The organism is Arthrobacter sp. FW306-2-2C-D06B (assembly GCF_021789175.1).
In the GTDB taxonomy this organism is placed as follows: Bacteria; Actinomycetota; Actinomycetes; order Actinomycetales; family Micrococcaceae; genus Arthrobacter.
On the sequence record NZ_CP084560.1, the window covers coordinates 2633546 to 2654357 of the forward strand.

General features: G+C 63.8%; 16 protein-coding genes. 4 read left to right on the forward strand and 12 right to left on the reverse strand.

Annotated features, from left to right (window positions below):
• Window positions 1-18 precede the first annotated feature (18 nt).
• The 4 genes from LFT47_RS12315 to LFT47_RS12330 form a co-directional block, all read right to left on the reverse strand.
• The gene (locus tag LFT47_RS12315; protein ID WP_236811144.1) at window positions 19-396 is read right to left on the reverse strand and encodes a GntR family transcriptional regulator; all 378 of its coding nucleotides are present in this window, start codon (window positions 394-396) and stop codon (window positions 19-21) included.
• A complete protein-coding gene (locus tag LFT47_RS12320) occupies window positions 393-2180 on the reverse strand; it encodes an ABC transporter ATP-binding protein (RefSeq protein WP_442863469.1) in 1788 nt (595 codons plus the stop codon). The genes LFT47_RS12315 and LFT47_RS12320 overlap by 4 nt, the downstream gene beginning before the upstream one ends.
• Window positions 2181-2269: 89 nt before the next feature.
• Window positions 2270-4012: an ABC transporter ATP-binding protein gene (locus LFT47_RS12325; protein ID WP_236811146.1), complete on the reverse strand. Its 1743-nt coding sequence runs from the start codon at window positions 4010-4012 to the stop codon at window positions 2270-2272.
• Window positions 4013-4150: 138 nt separating this feature from the next.
• Window positions 4151-4930 (reverse strand): trans-aconitate 2-methyltransferase, encoded by a 780-nt coding sequence (locus tag LFT47_RS12330; protein ID WP_236811147.1) that lies wholly within the window; start codon window positions 4928-4930, stop codon window positions 4151-4153.
• Window positions 4931-4987: 57 nt separating this feature from the next.
• On the opposite strand from LFT47_RS12330, the gene LFT47_RS12335 reads away from it, so the two are divergent.
• From LFT47_RS12335 to LFT47_RS12345, 3 genes are read left to right on the forward strand one after another with little or no spacing between them, the layout of a single operon-like run.
• The gene (locus tag LFT47_RS12335; protein WP_236811148.1) at window positions 4988-7564 is read left to right on the forward strand and encodes a DEAD/DEAH box helicase; all 2577 of its coding nucleotides are present in this window, start codon (window positions 4988-4990) and stop codon (window positions 7562-7564) included.
• A 20-nt stretch (window positions 7565-7584) separates the two neighbouring features.
• The gene (locus tag LFT47_RS12340; RefSeq protein ID WP_236811149.1) at window positions 7585-8085 is read left to right on the forward strand and encodes a GNAT family N-acetyltransferase; all 501 of its coding nucleotides are present in this window, start codon (window positions 7585-7587) and stop codon (window positions 8083-8085) included.
• The gene (locus tag LFT47_RS12345) at window positions 8078-9424 is read left to right on the forward strand and encodes an alpha/beta fold hydrolase (protein WP_236811150.1); all 1347 of its coding nucleotides are present in this window, start codon (window positions 8078-8080) and stop codon (window positions 9422-9424) included. Before LFT47_RS12340 ends, LFT47_RS12345 begins: the two co-directional genes overlap by 8 nt.
• A 24-nt stretch (window positions 9425-9448) precedes the next feature.
• Here LFT47_RS12345 and LFT47_RS12350 read toward each other — a convergent pair whose 3' ends face one another.
• The 5 genes from LFT47_RS12350 to coaE all read right to left on the reverse strand — a co-directional run bounded on the left by LFT47_RS12350 (window position 9449) and on the right by coaE (window position 15780).
• Window positions 9449-10816: an MFS transporter gene (locus LFT47_RS12350; RefSeq protein WP_236811151.1), complete on the reverse strand. Its 1368-nt coding sequence runs from the start codon at window positions 10814-10816 to the stop codon at window positions 9449-9451.
• Between the two features lie 73 nt (window positions 10817-10889).
• Window positions 10890-11924 (reverse strand): TerC family protein, encoded by a 1035-nt coding sequence (locus LFT47_RS12355; RefSeq protein WP_236811152.1) that lies wholly within the window; start codon window positions 11922-11924, stop codon window positions 10890-10892.
• Window positions 11925-12103: 179 nt separating this feature from the next.
• Window positions 12104-14191 carry an excinuclease ABC subunit UvrB gene (gene uvrB, locus LFT47_RS12360; RefSeq protein WP_236811153.1) on the reverse strand — a complete coding sequence of 696 codons (2088 nt, stop codon included), beginning with the start codon at window positions 14189-14191 and terminating at the stop codon, window positions 12104-12106.
• A 29-nt stretch (window positions 14192-14220) separates the two neighbouring features.
• A complete protein-coding gene (locus tag LFT47_RS12365) occupies window positions 14221-14550 on the reverse strand; it encodes a hypothetical protein (RefSeq protein WP_236811154.1) in 330 nt (109 codons plus the stop codon).
• Window positions 14551-14559: 9 nt separating this feature from the next.
• Window positions 14560-15780: a dephospho-CoA kinase gene (coaE, locus tag LFT47_RS12370; RefSeq protein ID WP_236811156.1), complete on the reverse strand. Its 1221-nt coding sequence runs from the start codon at window positions 15778-15780 to the stop codon at window positions 14560-14562.
• Between the two features lie 22 nt (window positions 15781-15802).
• Between coaE and LFT47_RS12375 the strand changes: the two genes are divergently transcribed.
• Complete coding sequence (locus LFT47_RS12375) at window positions 15803-16492, forward strand: IMPACT family protein (protein ID WP_236811158.1); 690 nt, start codon at window positions 15803-15805, stop codon at window positions 16490-16492.
• 324 nt (window positions 16493-16816) lie between these two features.
• Here the strand turns inward: LFT47_RS12375 and rpsA are convergent, their stop codons facing one another.
• The 3 genes from rpsA to LFT47_RS12390 form a co-directional block, all read right to left on the reverse strand.
• The gene (gene rpsA, locus LFT47_RS12380; protein ID WP_236811160.1) at window positions 16817-18292 is read right to left on the reverse strand and encodes a 30S ribosomal protein S1; all 1476 of its coding nucleotides are present in this window, start codon (window positions 18290-18292) and stop codon (window positions 16817-16819) included.
• 166 nt (window positions 18293-18458) lie between these two features.
• Window positions 18459-19385, reverse strand: a complete 927-nt coding sequence (locus LFT47_RS12385; protein WP_236811162.1) for a polysaccharide deacetylase family protein — start codon at window positions 19383-19385, stop codon at window positions 18459-18461.
• A gap of 45 nt (window positions 19386-19430) precedes the next feature.
• On the reverse strand, window positions 19431-20735 hold the full coding sequence (locus LFT47_RS12390) for a GNAT family N-acetyltransferase (protein WP_236811170.1): 1305 nt from the start codon (window positions 20733-20735) through the stop codon (window positions 19431-19433).
• Window positions 20736-20812 lie beyond the last annotated feature (77 nt).

Here is a 20812-nt window from a genome sequence, read left to right on the forward strand (position 1 = left end):
ACAGCCTACCGACGGGTATCAATCGGCGTCGTAGGCGGCCGCCAGAAGCTGCACGGCCTCCGCGAAACTGGCGCCCTGCGCTTTGGCCGCCGCCGAGTAGCTCGCAGCCACGGCTGCCAATGCGCCCCAGCGGTCATCCCGGGCGCACACCACGGTTCCATTGCGGCCGCGGGTGGCGACTACCCCGGCAGCTTCAAGTTCCTTGTACGCCCGGGCCACCGTGTGGGGGGCGACATCCAACTGTTCGGCCAGGCTGCGCACCGCGGGAAGTTTGGCACCGACAGCCAAGGTACCGCCGTCGGCCAACTCGATGATGCGGAGCCGAAGCTGTTCGTACAGGGCGACCGTGCTGGACTGACTGGGACGCCACGAACCGGGAAACTCAAGCGGACTCATGAGGCTTCCCGCTCCCCCTGGCCGGCGCGATGCTTCGCGGACTTCACCGGCATCGCGGCGAGTTCGCCCCCACCGGCGGCATACTGGGCTTCGTGCAAGTGGGTGTAGTGCCCGCCAAGCTCCAATAGCGAATGATGGGTGCCGTGTTCAACGATCCGTCCGTGGTCCATGACGAGAATTAGATCAGCGTCGCGGATGGTGGACAAGCGGTGCGCAATGACGAATGACGTCTTGTTGCTCCGCAGCCTGTGCATCGCTTGGCGGATAAGGACTTCCGTGCGGGTATCCACCGAACTTGTCGCCTCGTCCAGGATCAGGATGGGGCGGCCCGAGAGCCGTGCGCGCGCGATGCTGAGCAACTGCCTCTGGCCCTGGCTGAGGGGATCGCCTCCGTTGCTGAGCATCGTTGAGTAACCGTTGGGGAGCGAGCGGACAAAATGGTCAACATGGCTCGCCTCGGCTGCGGCCACGATCTCTGCCTCGCTGGCGCCCGGAAGTCCATACTCAATGTTCTCCCGGATAGTGCCGGTGAAAATCCACGGATCCTGGAGAACGACGCCGAAATTCCGGCGGAGTACATCACGTCCCATGCCGGCGATGTCCACGCCGTCGATGGTGATCCTTCCGGAGCCGAGTTCGTGGAAACGCATAAGGAGGCTGATCAGCGTGGTCTTCCCCGCTCCGGTGTGCCCGACGATTGCCACCGTCTGTCCCGGTTCCACGTGGAAGGACAGGTCCTCGATCAGGGGCGCGTCCGGCCTGTAGCTGAAGGAGATGTGTTCGAAGGCAACCCTCCCCGAAGGGGAATCGAAGCCCGAACCGGCGTCGGTGCGGGCACTGGAGCCCTCTTCCGACAGTTCGGCTGTCAATTCGGCAGCGTCCAACAGCTCGAAGACCCTGCCGGCGGAAACTGCGCAGGACTGCAGGACCTGGGCCATTCCGCCGATCTGGCCCAGCGGCTGGCTGAAGAGCCGGTTGAATTGGATGAACGCTTGAATGCCGCCGATGCTCATCCTCCCGGCGAGGAACTGGAGCGCACCAACAATCGCAACCCCCACATAGCTGGCGTTAGACACGAACGCCATGAGGGGTACCAGCAACCCTGAAGCGAACTGTGCCTTGGAACTGGCGGCGTACAGGCCGTCGTTGTGGTCGGCGAAGCGGACCGCCATCGACGACTGGGCGTTGAAAAGCTTGATGGTCTCATGACCGGTGGCGGTCTCCTCCACGAGGGAGTTCACGTCCCCTGTGGCTTCCCACTGCCGGACGAAGTATTTCTGCGAGCGTCGGGTCACGACTATCGACGCGAGGGCGGACACGGGAACAGCCATCAGGGACACGACCGCGAGAAGCGGCGAGAGCAGCAGCATCATCGCGAGGGAGCCGATGACCATCAGTGTTGAGGTCAGGAGCTGGGAAAGGAGCTGATTGAGCGTCTGCGACACGTTGTCGAGGTCGTTCGTGGCCCGGCTCAGGACCTCGCCCCGGGAGCGGCCGTCGTAGTAGGCCAGGGGAAGCCGGTGCAGTTTGGCTTCCACGGCTTCGCGGAGGTCGTACGCGAGCCGCTGCACGGCGAGTGCGTTGAGGCGGCCCTGCGCCCAGCTGAGCAGCGAGGTGACGCAATACATGCCTGCAGCCACAAGCAACAGGAAGACGAAGCGCCCGGCGTCGAACTGCGCTCCGAACACGGCGGCCACGATGACGTCGGTGGCGTCGCCGAGTATTTTGGGGGCGGCGACATTGAGCGTGACAAAGCCGCAGATGCACAGGATCCCCGTGGTCATGATTCCCCGGGATGGTTTCATCAAGCCCACCAGTCGGAGGAGCGAACGCGACGGTTTCGCCGGGACGGCGAGGTGCTCGCCTTCGCTGCTCACGCGGCTTCTTCCGTTTCCATCTGGGACGCTACGATTTCCCGGTAGGTCTCCGAGGACTCAAGAAGTTCGTTGTGAGTTCCTCGTGCCACCAGGCGGCCCTCGTCGATGAGCAGTATCTGGTCCGCCGACACCACGGTATTGACGCGCTGGGCCACGATGATGACGGTTGCCCCGCGGAGTTCCGGTTCAAGCGCGGCACGGAGTTTCGCTTCCGTCACTGTGTCCAGCGCCGAGAAGCTGTCGTCAAAGAGGTAGACCGATGCGGGGCGCAGGATCGCGCGTGCTATGCACAAGCGCTGTCGTTGACCGCCGGAGAGACCGGAGCCGCCTTGGGACAACGTGGTTTCCAGTCCTTGCGGCAACTCGTTCACGAAATCCGCGGCCTGGGCCGTCTCCAGGGCATGCCACAATTGCGAATCCGTCGCGGACGGCAGTGAAATCCGCAGGTTCTCGGCGATGGTTCCGCGGAACAGCCAGGTCTCCTGGGGCACGACGCCGAGCTGGTCGCGCAAGGCACCGAGGGGAACGGCGGAGATATCCCGGCCATTGAGCGAGATGGTTCCGCTGCTCGCCTCAAGCAGTCTCGGCACAAGGCTGACGATGGTCGACTTGCCGCTTCCCGTGGAGCCGATGACCGCCGTCGTGGTTCCCGGCGCAGCATGGAAAGTGATGCCTTCCACCACGGGGGTTTCGGCTCCCGGGTAGGCGAAGACGACGTTGTCGAAGCGCAGGCCCTCCGCCGAAGGACGGGCCACCGCTCCCCCGGCAGTGGTCCCCGGCAGGACCTTTTCAGATTCCGTAGTGAGCACTTCGGTGACCCGTTCAGCACTGACAGCCGCCCGCGGTGCCGTGCTTAGCACGTACATCGCCATCATGATCGCGAGGAGGATCTGCATGATGTAGGCGATGAACGCAGTGAGCGCACCGAGCTGCATGTCCCCGGCAATGATGCGGTGGCCACCGAGCCAGACCACGCCTGCGGAAGAGAGGTTGACCACGGTCATGACAAGCGGAAGCATGGCCGCGACGATCCTGGCGGAACGGAGGTTGTTCTTTGTCAGGGCGTCGTTGGCGGCTTCGAACCGCTTCATCTCAAACGGCTGGCGGACAAAGGCCCGGATGACCGCGGTCCCCAGGATCTGTTCGCGGAGCACGCCGTTGATCCGGTCCACCAGGCCTTGGCCTTCGCGGTACAGCGGGACGAGCTTGCGGACAATCAGCAGCATGATGACCAGCAGCACGGGAACGATGGCGAAAACGATCCAGGACAAGGCCACGTCCTGTTCGACTGCCAGGATCACGCCGCCGATGCCCATGACCGGCGCTGCCACAAGCATGCTGAAAACGAGCACCGTGATGTTCTGCAGTTGCAGGACATCATTGGTGGTCCTGACCACGAGGCTGGCCGGCCCGAAGGCTGCCACGTCCTGGTCGGGCAGGGAGTGGATCTTGTCGAAGAGTTCTTGCCGCAGCCCGCGGCCGATCTTCATGGCGACAATCGCTCCAAGGTAGCCTGCGAGCACGGCGGCAAGCACCTGGATCACCGTGAGAACCAGCATCCAGGCGCCCAGGCGCAGAATCACCTCGCTGTTACCGGCGACTAGGCCGTCGTCGACGATCTTGGCATTGAAGGTGGGCAGGAGGAGTGTGGCGCCGGTCTGGACGAGCTGCAGGAGAACGATGGCCAGCACGTGGGCCTTATAGGGAGCGAGGCGCTGCAACAGCAAGGATGCCAGCACACTGCCTCCAATCGTTGGCCTCCGGAGCAGCGGATTCCGCACGATGCCACCCCGAGATCGCGTTGCCATTGTAGTTCAGAACACAGTGCGAATCCTTGCAATTGCGGCACTTCCGGCGTCCTTTGGACGTGGGTCCGCTCAGCCTTGCTTTTGTGCCACCGCAAAAATCCTGCGGAAGGCAAACACGGTCCCGTGCCTGCCCCGTGGATATGCCTCGCGGAGCGCGGCCGCGTATTCGATTTCGAAGTCGCGTGCTTCGTCTTCGGGAAGGGCCGCTAACACTGGACGCAGGCCGGTCCCGCGCACCCACTCCAGGACAGGATCGGCTCCCGGCAGAAGTTGCTGGTAAATGGTTTCCCAGGCGTCGGCGTCGCATCCGGCGTCGAGCATGATCCGCAGGTAGTCGGCCGGTTCCCCCACCGCGTCGTCATGGCGCAGCACACCGGACAGCCTTCCGGACCACTTCGGCGAGGCGGCCAGGTCGCGCATGAGCACGTGGGAAGGCGCGCCGAAGTTTCCGGGGACTTGGAGCGCAAACCATGCGCCCGGTTTCAGCGCTCCGAGCCAGGTGGCGAGCATTGTCAGGTGCCCCGGCACCCACTGCAGAGCTGCATTGCTGACCACGACGTCGGTGTCCGTTTCCGGTGTCCAATCGGCAATGTCGGCCCGCGCGAACGAAAGCCCCGGTTGCGCGGCAGCGAGGACCTGGGCTTTGGCCAGCATTTCCTCGGAGGAGTCCAGCCCGACGACGGCTGCATCCGGCCACCGCGTCGCGAGGGTCGCCGTCAAGTTCCCCGGTCCGCAGCCCAGATCAACGACGTTCCGGGGGTCCTCCGCCAGGATCCTCGAGGTCAGGTCAAAAAACGGCCGGTCGCGGTGATTGCCGAACTCGACGTACTTGGCTGGATCCCACTTCACTGCGTCCTCCATTGTCGGTCTCCGTGGTGCGCTCCACCCACACTAAGCTGGAAGGCAATGAAACTTCTTGAGCAGCTCGCGGTAACATCCAACGCCGGAACATCCAACGCTGGAACCTCCAACGCCGGATCGGGCAGCGGACGCGTTGACCCGGACGAAATCTACGCACGCTTCGTCGAGTGGACGGAAAGCCGCGGGCTTCAGCTCTACCCTGCCCAGGACGAAGCCATCATGGAACTCGCGTCCGGTTCCAACGTCATCCTGGCAACCCCCACCGGTTCGGGTAAGTCCCTTGTGGCGATCGCCGCGCACTTCGAGGCGATGTCCCGGGGCTTGCGCAGCTACTACACCGCCCCGATCAAAGCTTTGGTGTCCGAGAAATTCTTCGCCCTCTGCGACATTTTCGGAGCCGAGAACGTCGGCATGATCACCGGTGATTCGGGAGTCAACCAGGATGCACCCATCATTTGCTGCACCGCCGAAATCCTCGCCAACATCGCTTTGCGCGAAGGCAAGGAAGCCGAGCTTGGCACGGTCATCATGGACGAGTTCCACTTCTACTCCGATCCCCAGCGCGGTTGGGCGTGGCAAGTGCCGCTCCTGGAACTCCCCCAGGCGCAATTCCTGCTGATGTCGGCCACCCTGGGAGACGTCAGCCGTTTCGAAACCGGCCTGAGCGAACTCACCGGACGGTCCACTACCACCGTCAGTTCGGCCGAACGGCCCATCCCGTTGCACTACTACTTCCAGGAAACGCCGGTCCACGAAACCCTCGAGGAACTGCTGGGCACCAAGCAGGTTCCCGTGTATGTGGTGCATTTCAGCCAGGTCGAGGCCATCGAGCGGGCCCAGAACCTCATGAGCGTCAACATGTGCACACGCGAGGAGAAGGACAAGATTGCCGAGCTGATCGCCGGTTTCCGGTTCGCCGCCGGCTTCGGCAAGACCCTGAACCGGCTGGTTCGCCACGGCATCGGCGTCCATCACGCCGGCATGCTGCCCAAGTACCGCCGCCTCGTCGAGCAACTGGCGCAGGCAGGACTCCTGAAGGTCATCTGCGGCACCGACACGCTCGGCGTCGGGATCAACGTTCCCATCCGCACAGTCCTCCTGACTGCCCTCAGCAAGTACGACGGCGTCCGCACCCGCCTGCTGAACTCCCGGGAATTCCACCAGATCGCCGGCCGAGCGGGCCGCGCAGGCTACGACACTGCCGGAACAGTTGTGGTGCAGGCTCCCGAACACGTCGTGGAGAACGCGAAGGCGATGGCAAAGGCCACCGCGAAGTTCGGTGACGACCAGAAGAAACTGCGGCAAGTCGTGCGGAAGAAGCCGCCGGAAGGATTCGTCTCATGGGGGCAGCCCACCTTCACCCGTTTGGTGGAGTCCGTGCCGGATCCGTTGACCTCGAGTTTCACCGTGACACACGCCATGCTGCTCAACTTGATGGAGCGCCCCGGCGACCCGTTCGCCGCTGCCCGCCGTCTCCTCACCGAAAACCACGAGGCGCGGCCCGCCCAACTGCAACTTATGAAGAAGGCCCTGAGTATTTACCGCGAGCTGTTGGCAGCCGGAGTGGTTGAACGCATTCCCGAGGCCGAGCAGGAGAAAGAAGGCCGTTCCGTCCGGCTGACGGTTCACCTGCAAGCCAACTTCGCCTTGAACCAGCCGCTTTCACCGTTTGCCCTTGCCGCGCTCGAGCTCCTGGATCCGGAGTCGCCGTCGTACGCCTTGGACGTCGTGTCCGTGATCGAAGCGACCCTTGAGAAGCCCCGGCAGATCCTCTCCGCTCAGCAGAAGAAGGCACGCGGCGAGGCCGTCGCCGCGATGAAGGCCGACGGCATCGATTATGACCAGCGCATGGCCATGCTTGAAGCGGTCAGCTACCCGCAGCCTCTCGCGGAAATCCTCGGCGAAGCGTTTGAGGTGTACCGCAAGGCCGCGCCCTGGGTGGGCGACTTCGAACTGGCTCCCAAGTCGGTGGTCCGGGACATGTACGAGCGCGCCATGAATTTCGGTGAATTCGTCCAGTTCTACGGGCTGGCCCGCTCCGAGGGGATCGTGCTGCGGTATTTGGCCGATGGCTTCAAGGCCCTGCGCCAGACGGTCCCCCAGGACTCGCTCCGCGAAGACCTCGAGGACCTCATCGCCTGGCTGGGTGAACTGGTCCGCCAAGTTGACTCCAGCCTGCTCGACGAGTGGGAAGAGCTCACCTCCGGGGTGGCTCCGACGCCGCACGACGCTCCGCCTCCTCCCCCGCCGTCGCTCACGTCCAACATCCGCGCCTTCCGGGTCATGGTCCGCAACGAAATGTTCCGGCGCGTTGAGTTGTTCGCGGACGAGGACGCCGCCGCCTTGGGCGAGCTCGACGCCGGCAGCGGCTGGGATGCTGAGCGCTGGGAAGACGCCCTGGACGACTACTTCGACGAACACGACGATATCGGAACCGGCCCCGATGCCCGGGGCCCGGGACTCCTCATGATCACCGAGGAACCCGGCATCTGGCGGGTGCGGCAGATTTTCGATGACCCGGCCCGCAACCATGACTGGGGCGTTTCCGCCGAAGTGGACCTGGCAGCCTCGGACGAGAGCGGCACCGCTGTCGTCAGGGTGACCTCGGTCAACCGACTCTAGGCGCCTAGTAAGCTCGAATCATGAGTGTTATCCGCCCTGCCACAGTGTCCGACGTCCCCGCGATCCTGCAGATGATCCATGAGCTTGCGGTCTACGAAAAAGAGCCCGACGCCGTGAAGAACACGCCGGAAATGCTCACGGAGGCTTTGTTCGGCGCCAATCCTCGGGTGTTCGCGCACATGGCGGAAAACGCAGCCGGGGACGTCCAGGGATTCGCCTTGTGGTTCCTGAACTACTCCACGTGGGAAGGCGTCCACGGGATCTACCTCGAGGACCTCTACGTCAGGCCCGATGCACGGGGCGAGGGCCACGGGAAGGCGCTCCTGCAACATCTGGCCGCCACCGCCGTCGAGCGCGGCTACGCTCGGGTGGAATGGAGCGTCCTGGATTGGAACGAACCGTCCATCAACTTCTACCGCGGCCTCGGCGCGGTACCCATGGAAGGCTGGTCCACGTTCCGGCTGACCGGCGAAGCCCTGGGGGCCTTTGGCAGCAATGACAAGGTGATGGCTCGTGGCTGAGCGCGTGGTTGAGGGCGTCGCCCACACCGTCCGCGCACGCCACGAATTCCGGGGTGTCCGCACTACGGAGCACTTCTTCACGGTTCCCCTCGACCATTGGGCGTCCGAAGGTGAGGATGCTCCCGGCACCGCGGACACGATCACCGTCTTCGCCCGGGAGTTCGTCTCCGCGGAGCACTCGGAGGCGGACGCGGCGCGGCTGCCGTGGCTGCTCTACCTCCAGGGCGGGCCCGGCGGACGCGGAACCCGGACCACGTCTTTGTCCGGTTGGATGAAGGCTGCCGCGAGGAGCTTCCGTATCCTGATGCTGGATCAACGGGGCACGGGCCTGTCCACTCCGGCGGACCGCAATACCTTGCCACTCCGGGGCGATGCCGCGGCGCAGGCGGACTACCTCACGCATTTCCGGGCAGATTCGATCGTGGCCGACGCCGAACTCATCCGGAAGGCCTTGGACTCGGAGCCGTGGACCGTCCTGGGCCAGAGCTTCGGCGGTTTCTGCGCGCTGACATACCTGTCCTTCGCGCCGGAAGGTTTGAGCGAAGTACTGATTACAGGAGGGCTGGCCCCGTTGGAAGGTCCGGCCGAGCGCGTCTACCGGGCCACCTTCCAACGGGTTGCGGAACGGAACGCGGAATACTTCGCGTGGTATCCGGAGGACCGCAAGCTGGTTACCCGGATTGCGCGGCATCTGGAATCCACGGAGGAGCGGCTGCCCAGCGGAGAACGGCTCACCACGGAACGCTTCCAAATGGTGGGATCGTTCCTGGGCGGGAACGCCCGCGTGGATGCCCTGCACACCCTCCTGGAGGATGCCTTCGTGCCCTCCCAGGACGGAGACCGCCTCTCGGACGCGTTCCTGGAACAGGTCCACGGGCTCGTTTCGCGGGCATCGAATCCCCTATACGCGGTCTTGCACGAGTCCATCTACGGCCAAGGGCAGGCCACCGACTGGGCGGCGTGGCGGGTGCGCTCGGAATTCCCCGAGTTCCAGCCCGACGTCGCGGAGCCGCTCCTGACGGGCGAAATGGTCTACCCCTGGTACTTCGAACAGGATCCGGCGCTCGTACCCCTGCAGGAAGTAGCCGAGCTGTTGGCCGCCAAGCGAGACTGGAAACCCCTCTACGATGTGCCCCGGCTGAACGCAAACACTGTGCCCGTCGCGGCTGCCGTTTATCGCGACGATATCTATGTGGACTTCCAGCTCTCCTTGGAAACCGCAGCCGCCGTCCGCGGATTGCAGGCCTGGACCACAGGCGACTTTCATCACGATGGCATCGGCGAAGACGGGGAAGGAATCTTCAACCGGCTCCTCGGGATGGCCCGCGGCAAGGGCTGAGGTATTTCCGCACCAGCAGGCTGTTCAGCTCACAGGACTGCTCAGCCTGCTGGCCGGAAGCTTCGCCAGAGCGACTGCTGCAGTCGCCAGCACGGCCACCGCGAGGACGCCTGAAGCCATATTGAGCCCTTGGTATCCCACCCAACTCAGCACGAAACCCGAGAAGCCTCCGCCGAGGGCACCGGCCGCGCCCATGAATGTGTCCGAGACTCCTTGGACCATGACGCGTTGCGACTGCTCGACGCTCTCTGCCAGAAGGGTTGACCCCGAAATCGTTGCGGCCGACCATCCAATACCGAGCACGACCAGCCCAACAGTGACCAACACGGGGTCCTGCTGGCCGAAGCCTGCCACGGCGACGGCCACCGCCAGCAGCAAGAAGCCAAGCACGATCGTCTGTGTCCTGCCTACCCGGTCCGTCAGCCACCCCATCACCGGAGACAAGGCGAACATCCCCGCGATGTGCATCGAAATGGTGAATCCGATGATCACCAAGGCGTCGGTGCCCATGGCATGGCCGCCGTCGTGACCCATATGATCTCCAGCCGCCCCGCCTGACACGAGCTCCTGCAAGTGCAGTGGCGTCATCGACATCACGGCGACCATGATTCCGTGCGCTGCAATGACGGACGTCAAGGCCAGCATGGCCTGCGGAGACGACCGCACCGCCCGGAATCCCACCATCAGCGGACGACGCGGGGGCCTTCCTCCTCCGGCGTGGGCACCAGCGCGTCCACCGCCGTCGTGCGTCCTTTCGGCCAGCCGCCGGGCCAGCAACAACGGATCGGGGCGCAGTCCGATCATCAGCAGCACCGCCGCCAGCAGCAATCCGGCAACGGAAAAGACGAATGGCCCGGCGATCGCCGGCAGGCCCAAAGCCTCTCCGACGACGGCGCCCGGCTGGATGAGGTTCGGACCCGCCACTGCGCCGATGGTGATCGCCCAGACAACCGTGGCAAGCGACCGTCCGCGATGTTCCGGCGCAGCGAGATCGACGGCGGCGAATCGCGCCTGGAGGTTCGACGCCGTGCCAAGTCCGAGGAGGGCGGCACCAAGGAGGAGCACCGCGAAAACCCCGGTGGCCGCCGACACGATGATGGAAATAGCTCCGAGCATCGCGGCCAGGAGGCCGGTAACCAATCCGACGCGACGCCCCCTGCGCTGGGCAAGGCCGGCAAGTGGCAAAGCGGAGACCGCTCCGGCGAGCGTGAGGACAGTGGTGACAGACCCCGCCCAAGCACTCGATCCACTGAGCTGGACAGCAAGCAGCGATCCGATGGACAACGTGGCGCCGTTGCCCACACCACTCAGCAACTGTGCCGTGCTGAGCAATCGGACGGTGCGCCGCTGCACTGCTGCAGTCTCGAGTGTTTTAGGGGAAGTCAATGCCATTTCACGAGCATATCCTCGCCAAACTCGGAACCCGGCCACGGCTGTGACCGGGTTCCGACGCGTTCCGCCGTCGTTAGTGGCCGGAGACGTTGTTCATGCTCTTGCGTGAGTCTTCCTCAAGCCGGGCGTCCAGTTTGGACTTGCTGGCGGCCGGGGTCAGGAGGCTCGCGACAACCGCCACAACGATGGTGCCGATGATGACGGCCAGGGACACATAGGTCGGAATCTCGGGGGCCCATTCAATATGGTGGCCGCCGTTGATGAAGGGCAATTCGTTGACGTGCATGGCGTGCAGGACCAGCTTGACGCCGATGAACGCGAGAATGACCGACAACGCGTGCTTGAGGTAGATCAGCCGGCTCATGAGCCCGCCAAGCAGGAAGTACAGCTGGCGCAGGCCCATCAGGGCAAAGATGTTGGCAGTGAAGACGATAAACGCGCTCTGAGTCAGTCCGAAGATCGCCGGAATGGAGTCCACGGCGAACAAGAGGTCCGTCATACCGATCGTCACAAAGACGATCAGCATGGGTGTAAACAGTTTCTTGCCATTGACCGTGGTCCGCAGCTTGCCGCCGTCGAACTTCTCCGACATCGGGACAACCTTGCGGATGCGGGCGATCAGCGGGTTTTCGGCGCCGTCTTCCTCGTCTTCGCCGTTGTCCGTGGCCTGCTTCCACGCTGTCCACAGGAGGAACGCTCCGAAGATGTAGAAGACCCAGCTGAACTGCTCAATCACGACGGCGCCCAGGGCAATGAAGATGCCGCGCAGGACGAGGGCGATAATGATGCCCACCATGAGTACCTCTTGCTGGTACTTACGGGGCACCGAGAACCGCGCCATGATGATGATGAAGACAAAAAGGTTGTCGATACTCAGGCTGTATTCGGTCACCCATCCGGCGATGAACTGGCTGCCATGCTCCGGGCCGGCGAAAGCGAACATCGCTCCGGCGAACACCAAGGCGAGGGTGACATAGAAGGCGACCCAGAGGCCTGCTTCCTTCATGGAGGGTTCGTGCGGACGCTTGACCACCAGGAGAAGGTCGACAAGGAGGATGATTCCGAGAACGACGAAAGAGCCGATCTCAAACCAGGCGGGGAGTTGCATTTAAAATGCCTTTCGCAGGTACGCCAAAACGGCGTAAGTCTCTCCGACCTGCCTGCGTCTCCAGCCCAAGGGCAAATAGCGCTTAAACGGCGATCCGCTGGGCCCGGCGAGGCGTCTGTGCCTTGCGTGTTGACGGACCTAGCGCTTGGGATACTCCCCTACGTAGGCCCAACTTTACCCTAGGCGTGCCCGGCGGACTGCATTTGGCGCAGTTCGCGCTTGAGGTCGCCTACCTCGTCACGTATCCTCGCAGCGATCTCGAACTGGAGTTCGGCGGCGGCCGCGTGCATCTGCTCGGTCAGCTGTTCGATCAGGCCCACCAGGTCCTCGGCCGGCGCCGCGGCCAGCCCATCTTGCCGGACCTTCGAAGCACCGTTGCCCTTGCCGGTCCGGCCGCCCTTTCCGGCTGCGGCGAGCAATTCGCGGGTGTCGGCGTCTTCACGGGCAAGCTGATCGGTGATGTCCGCGATCTTCTTGCGCAACGGCTGGGGATCGACACCGTTGTCCGTGTTGTACTTGACCTGGATTTCCCGGCGGCGGTTGGTTTCCTCGATGGCCTTGGCCATGGAGTCCGTGATGCGGTCGGCGTACATGTGGACCTGGCCTGAGACGTTTCGCGCGGCGCGCCCGATGGTCTGGATGAGGGAGGTGGCCGAACGCAGGAAGCCTTCCTTGTCGGCGTCGAGGATGCTGACAAGTGACACTTCGGGCAGGTCGAGGCCCTCACGGAGCAGGTTGATGCCCACCAGGACGTCGAAGCTGCCCATGCGGAGTTCGCGGAGCAGCTCCACGCGCCGGAGGGTGTCGACGTCGGAGTGCAGGTATTGGACCTTGACCCCGTGGCCCAGAAGGTAGTCGGTGAGGTCCTCGGCCATGCGCTTGGTCAAGGTGGTGACCAGGACGCGTTCGTCGCGCTCCACGCGCGTCCGGATTTCGCCAAGCAGGTCGTCGATCTGGCCTTTGGTCGGCTTCACGATGACTTCGGGATCGATGAGGCCGGTAGGGCGGATGATCTGCTGGACGGTCCCATCGGCCTTGCCGAGCTCGTACTTGCCGGGGGTCGCGGAAAGGTAGACGGTCTGGCCCACCCGTTCCAGGAATTCATCCCATTTGAGCGGCCTGTTATCCATGGCGGAAGGAAGCCGGAAGCCGTGGTCCACGAGGGTCCGCTTGCGCGACATGTCGCCCTCGTACATGGCGCCGATCTGTGGAACCGTGACGTGGGATTCGTCGATGACCAGCAGGAAGTCGTCCGGGAAGTAGTCGATGAGGCAGTGCGGTGCCGTGCCGGAGCCGCGGCCATCGATGTGGCGTGAGTAGTTCTCGATGCCGTTGCAGAAACCCATTTGCTGCATCATCTCGAGGTCGTAGGTGGTGCGCATGCGCAGCCTCTGGGCCTCCACCAGCTTGTTCTGGCTTTCAAGGACCTTGAGCCGCTCCGCGAGCTCTTCCTCGATAGCTGTGATGGCGCGCGACATGCGTTCCGGACCGGCGACATAGTGCGAGGCCGGAAAGATGTACATCTCGGTTTCCTCACGGATGACGTCGCCCGTGACCGGATGCAGCGTGTAGATATTCTCGATCTCGTCGCCGAAGAACTCGATGCGCAGAGCCAGCTCTTCGTACATCGGGATGATTTCCACGGTGTCTCCGCGGACGCGGAAGGTGCCGCGGTGGAAGTCCATGTCGTTGCGGGTGTACTGCATGCCGACAAACTTGCGCAGGAGATCGTCCCGGTTCATTTCGGCGCCCTTGGTGAGCGTGACCATTCCGGCGATGTATTCCTCCGGCGTGCCGAGGCCGTAGATGCAGGACACGGTAGCCACCACGATGACATCCCGGCGGGTCAGCAGCGCGTTGGTAGCCGAGTGCCGCAGCCGCTCGACTTCCTCATTCACGGAGGAGTCCTTCTCGATGAAGGTATCCGTCTGGGGAACGTAGGCTTCGGGCTGGTAGTAGTCGTAGTACGACACGAAGTACTCGACCGCGTTGTTGGGCAGCAGTTCCCGGAACTCGTTGGCAAGCTGCGCGGCCAGGGTCTTGTTCTGGACCATCACCAAAGTGGGCCTCTGGACCTGTTCGATCAACCAGGCGGTGGTGGCACTCTTGCCTGTACCAGTGGCACCGAGCAGCACGACGTCTTTCTCGCCGTTGTTGATCCGTTCGGTCAGCTCCGCGATAGCGGCCGGCTGGTCGCCTGCCGGCTTGAATTCACTAATGACCTCAAACGGCGCAACGACTCGATTGATCTCTTGGGCAAGACTCATGAATCCAATGTACCCCCGCCCGCGGACAGTTACTGTCCGCGTTTTCCGGTGGAACCGTCACCTCCGCCGGGCCGCGTCCAACTGTCGTCCAGCCGGCCCATGATGGAACGGAACATCTTGACGGCGAACCACACTCCGGACACAAGCCAGACGGTCCACGCGAGCCAGAAGGCTGCGCCCGGTACGAGGACCCGCCACGTGGGCGGTCGCATTCCGGCGACGAACTCCTCGCGGCCGCCAGCCAGGAACCACAGCAGCGCGGCCCCGGCCATGAGGACGATGCCGGCCCACGCCAACGCGCGAACGGCACCGAGCCGCTGCCCCTCAAGATGGGGCGTGATTCTCAGTTTCCCGGCCATGCGTGGCGCCTAGCCTTGCGCCATGGAGTACGACGGCGGCTGCCACCCGCTGCTCCTGGCCCAGGCATCCATGAGCGGCCAGGCCACCTCGGTGAACCAGGGCTCCTTGGCCTCCGCATACTCCAAGGTCCGGTGGTCGCCGCCGTGGAGCGCGGCAAGCTCTCGTTTCATGTCCGCATACATACGGACGGCGTCGGAGTTGGCGCGGAGCCAATCCCGGAACAACAACGCATAACGCCAGCCAGGACTTCCAAGCACCCGGACATGGACATTCGCGGGCCGCCCGGGGTCTGCGTTGCAATGGAAGCGCTTTTGCCATGCCGATGGATCCAGGTCCGGCGGCTTGGGTGTGTCACGGGCGGAGGCCTCCTGCAACGGGAAACCGGCCTCACCCAAGGCCCGGGCCATCCGGTCCGCGGCTTCCAGGGATGACACATTTACCTGCAGGTCGATGACGTCTTTGGCAGGAAGGCCGGGTACCGCCGTCGAACCGATGTGGTCAGCGCCCAAGACCTCCGGAGATGCCCGCAGTATCCTGGCAAGCAGTCTTTCGGCTTGGACCGGCCAGTCGGGGTTTGGCGGGGACAAGACGGGTCCGCCGGCCCGCGGTGCCGGGCGGCCGGCTGCAAGATTGCTGGCAAACGGTGCCAATCGTTCTTTCCAGAGGCTCTCCACGAGCCCAGTGACATCCTCAACGGTTCCGGAGTTGTCCAACACGATGTCGGCCGCCGCCAACCGTTCGTCCCTGCCGGCTTGAGCGGCCATGCGGGACACCGCGTCCTCGACAGTCATGCCGCGGATCTCCGTCATGCGACGGATCCGCTCTTCGTCCGACGCATCGACCACCAGCACCAAATGGAAGCTGCTGCCCTGCCCGGTCTCGACCAGGAGCGGAATATCCTGGACGACGATGTCGCCCGGTTTGGCAGTCGCGAGCATCGCGGCAGCCTTCTCCCGGACGCGCGGATGGATGATCGCGTTGAGCGCCTCCCGGCGATCCGGCTCAGCGAACACAATCGCGCCGAGGCGTGCCCGGTCAAGGCGCCCTTCGGCGTCGACAATGTCTTCACCGAACTCGGCCACGACGCCCGCCAAGCCCGGCGTGCCCGGTTCCACGACCTCGCGGGCCAGCGCATCGGCGTCGATCAAGAGGGCGCCCAGCTCCCTGAGCCGGGCGGATACGAGCGATTTGCCGGAGGCGATCCCGCCGGTAAGTCCAATCTTCAGCACCCCTCCACACTAGACTGGGTCGGTGGCAGAACAGGACGAAAGCCGGGCGACCGCGTACACAACGTTGGCACTTGGAGACGATTTCCGCCACGAACTCGAGATCAGGCGTTCGCGCTTCATCACCGTGCTGCGCCGCGCCCCCGACGAAGACGCCGCCCGCGCCTTGGTAGCGGAATTGCGCAAGGAATTCCATGACGCCCGGCACCACTGTTCGGCATTCGTCCTCGGTCCCGATCGCGTCATCCAGCGTTCCAACGACGACGGCGAGCCCTCAGGAACCGCCGGCATCCCCATGCTTGAGGCGCTCATCAAACGCGAGACACTGCCCGGGGTGACTGACCTCAGCGACGTGAGTGCCGTCGTCGTGCGCCATTTTGGCGGGATTCTCCTGGGCGCCGGCGGACTGGTCCGTGCATACTCCGAGTCAATCTCTGCCGCATTGGACTCCGCACCCCTGGTTCAGCGACGCCGCCTGCGGATTTGCGACATCCCCGTGACCCACAACGCGGCCGGAAAGCTTGAAAACGACCTGCGCTCCGCGGGCTACGTCATGGCCGAAACAAGCTATGAGCCCTCGGAGACGATCCTGCGCGTGGCCCTGCCTGATGATGCAATCGCAATCGCCGACGCCGGTGAGCGGCTGGCATCGCTGACCGGGGGCGCCTCGGGACTCCAATTGCGGGGAACGGAATGGGTCGACCTCCAGGCCTGAGCTTCCGCGCCGGGGACATGCCCTCCCCTGACCGGCACCACTGGACATAGTGGGTAAATGTCCAGTCCTTGCTCCCAACGAGGGGCATGTCCAGTGGGAAGCCGGGCCAAGGGGGAAGGGACATGCTCTCCCCTGGTCACCAGCACTGGACATAGTGGGCATATGTCCAGTCCTTGCTGCGAACGAGGGGCATGTCCAGTGGAGACCGGGCCAGGAGGAGCCCAGGCAGCAGCGAAACACGGTTAAACAAAGCAGCTCCTGCGATTCGTAAATGAATCGCAGGAGCTGCTTTTATCCCGGCCCGGAAATCCAGGCCAGTGGCAATTAGTTGCCGGTCAGCTTCTCGCGCAGAGCTGCGAGGGCCTCGTCGGATGCCAGGGTGCCCGCGTTGGACTCGGCGACAGCCGGCTCGGAGGAGTAGCTGGTGGTGCCGGAGTCGCTGTCGCCGGAAGCGGCAGCAGCGGCGTCGTCAGCAGCGTGCTGGGAAACCTGCTTCTTGTGAGCTTCCCAACGTGCCTGGGCGTCAGCGTACTGCTGCTCCCAAGCGGCGCGCTGCGTCTCGTAGCCCTCGAGCCATTCGTTCGACTCGGGGTCGAAGCCCTCGGGGTACTTGTAGTTGCCCTCTTCGTCGTACTCAGCGGCCATACCGTACAGAGCCGGGTCGAACTCGGTGCTGTCGGCGTCAACGCCCTCGTTAGCCTGCTTGAGGGAGAGGGAGATACGGCGGCGCTCGAGGTCGATGTCGATGACCTTGACGAAGAGCTCGTCGCCAACGGAGACGACCTGCTCGGCAAGCTCAACGTGGCGAACAGCCAGCTCGGAGATGTGAACGAGGCCTTCGATGCCGTCTTCGACGCGAACGAACGCACCGAACGGAACCAGCTTGGTGACCTTACCCGGAACAACCTGGCCGAGGGCGTGGGTGCGGGCGAAGGTCTGCCACGGGTCTTCCTGGGTGGCCTTGAGGGACAGGGACACGCGCTCGCGGTCCAGATCCACTTCGAGAACCTCGACGGTGACTTCCTGGCCAACCTCGACGACCTCGGACGGGTGGTCGATGTGCTTCCAGGACAGCTCGGAAACGTGAACCAGACCGTCTACGCCGCCAAGGTCCACGAATGCACCGAAGTTGACGATGGAGGAAACGACGCCGGGACGAACCTGGCCCTTTTCCAGCTTGTTGAGGAACGTGGAGCGAACCTCGGACTGGGTCTGCTCGAGCCACGCACGGCGGGAAAGAACAACGTTGTTGCGGTTCTTGTCCAGCTCGATGATCTTGGCTTCGATCTGCTGACCGATGTACGGAGCGAGGTCGCGGACGCGGCGCATCTCGACGAGGGATGCGGGCAGGAAGCCGCGCAGGCCGATGTCGAGGATAAGACCACCCTTGACAACCTCGATGACGGTACCGGTGACGACACCGTCTTCTTCCTTGACCTTCTCGATGTCGCCCCAGGCACGCTCGTACTGAGCACGCTTCTTGGAGAGGATCAGTCGGCCTTCTTTGTCTTCCTTGGTGAGCACCAGGGCTTCGACCTGATCGCCAACGGAGACGACGTCCCCGGGGTCAACGTCGTGCTTGATGGAAAGCTCGCGGGAAGGGATGACACCTTCGGTCTTGTAACCGATGTCGAGCAGAACTTCGTCGCGGTCAACCTTGACGACGATACCTTCGACGAGGTCTCCGTCGTTGAAGTACTTGATGGTCGCGTCGACAGCTGCGAGGAAGTCCTCAGCGGTACCGATGTCGTTGATCGCGACTACGGGGGTACCGGGCTTCTCGGTGGAGGTGATGGTCATGTAGTAGGGGCTCCGTTGTGGATAGAGTATCGGTCAGGCAAACCGCCCGCTTTCCGTCGCCGGTCCGCAGGACACGGCAAACGCCGGGTCATCCTGAATTGTGGATTGTAAATTTGCGCGCACGTAGTATGCGCCCGTTCATTCTAGTCGTTTGCCTCAAGGAGGGTCAAAGCGGCAGCGTGTCACCCAGCCGAGCGAACGTCACGCCACGGTCCAGCAAGCCCGGAAGGGCGCGGGCATATCCCTCTGCGGTGCCACCGGCGGGCTGGTTGAAATGCGAGATCACAATCTGGCCGGCGCCGTGTCCTGCGGCAATTTTCCCCACTTCGCCCGCGACTGTCGGGGCCGGGAAGGTCGCGCCGCCGTCGCCGTTCACGGTGAAGCTCACCGGAACCAGTCCGAGGGCATTCGTGATCGCCGCCGCGACGTCGTCATAGTAGGCGGTTCCCGCCCTGAAAAAGCGGGGAGCTTTGCCGCAGAGCCGCTCCATGACCTCCTGGTTGCCCATGATTTCGTCATACACTTCCCCGGCATTGGCCGTGCCCGGGATACCGTACGCCGAGCGCCCGTTGACCGAGAGGGGCTGGTGCCGGTAACCGTGGTTGCCGAGTTCGAACAAGGGATCGGCCGCGAGCTCGGCCGCCAGCCCGGGGTTGGCCTTGATCCAACGGCCATTGACGAACAAAGTGGCGGGAACGTTCAGCTTGCGCAAGGTCTTGAGCAAAGGTTGATCGCAGGCCGAGCCCTGGGGGCCACCGCAAGCATCAAACGTCAAGACCGCATGCGTGGATGCGGTCTTCGCTACCACGCCAGCGACTGCAAGCCCCCATTCGACGGGCTTTCGCCCGGAGAATTCCGCCACAACCTGGGATCTCGACGGCGGTGCCGTCTCGGGCACGACCGGAAGCTGGCCCACCTCTTCCGCGACCGGCGTTGAAACCGTTGCGGGGCGTGGCGCCGGGGCGGCTACCGGTTGTTGGGCACAGGCGGCCAGGCCGGTCATCGCGAGTCCGGCGGCGGCCGCCAGCAAGGACCGCCGGCCCGGCAGCCCTGTTGGGCCGGAGGAGTGGTCCCCCGGCTGGAATTCCCCCATGGAATCCTCTTCTGTTGTAGATCGTGCGTGCGTGTGGAGATGCGCCTAGAAGTGCGTCAGGCAATGGGCTGGACGTTCGACGGCGAACATGTGCTGGGCAGCCAATGCCGCCCCTGGCGTGTGCTCGCGGATCCGGCCAGCCGAAGCCAAGGTTACAGGATTGACGGCACCCAAATAGACAGACCCCAAATCGGTGACATCCATGCTCAGGTCCGGGCTCCCGCCATCAGCCGTATTGACCGTGACGGCGCCGCCGTCGGACGTCAATTCCCACGTACCGTCGGCGAAACCGAGCGGGTCCCGGACTTCGAGCACCAACCGTCCGTCTGCGCCGTAGCGGCGGGCTGACAAGGCTGCAGGGACGTCCAGGACACGCAGCCACAACATGTCGCGATAGTCGGAAGACGTGACGCAGCGTCCGTCCTCGAGTGCCCACGCGAGGGGGTCTTCAACGGGAGCGTCAGGCCAGGAGACCTGGTCGACGAGATCGATGCTGCCCAGGAATTGCCACAGTTCCAGGTACGCGAAGTCCGTTACGGCGACGAGGTCCACGATTTCTACCGTGTATGGTTTCGTGTCCCAGCCGGCGAACTTGTAGGACACGTAGCCGTCAATGGTGCCGTCCGGTGCGTAGTGGAGCGCACACTTGATGGCCTTGTCTTCAGTCCCGTCGCGCTTCATCGCCCCGGACACGTGATGGCGGTAGGAGTCCTGCCTCACGATGGACCCGGGCGTACGGTGGTGGACCCGTTCGAATACCTCGGGCGCGAGTTCGAGAAGGACCCTCGGATCGGCAATCTCCACCCGGCCAACGGGCTCGTGACGGATCCGGAACTTCGGACCGGTGTCCACCTTGATGCTCCGCTCGAAGGTTGCGACGCCAAAACCAAAGCGGCCGTAAATGGATGCCTCGGACGCGGTCAGGGCCGCCATGGCGAAGCCATCGTCCTTGGCATCGGCCAGATCGGCGGTCATCATCCCCCGCAGGATGCCATGGCGCCGGTGCGTTCCGCGGACAGTAACAGCCGTGATCTGGCGCGTCCGCAGTTCCCGGCCGAAGCCAACATTCAGCTTGTTTTCCAGCGTTCCAAAGGTAGCCACCGGAAATCCCGGGTTGAGCGCGTGCAACGGTGGTTCGTCATTAACGTAAACGCCCGTCAGCTCCCGGTCGTCCGCTTGGTACATCGCAAGAATCTGGTCGATGAGCTCATCGCTTCGTTGCTCGTCATGGAATCCGAAGCCAACGGCCCGGAGCCAATCACGTGCTTGTCCGTAGTCCGGGTTCTCCTTGTCGACGGAACGAAAGCGCTTGACGTTGTATTTTTCGTTTGTTTCCTTGGGATCAGCCACGTCCCGAGCCTAGCCAGACAGCATGGGGCACGCCACCATATAGGCGGCGTGCCCCTTGCCTGCGTCTACACAGCGCG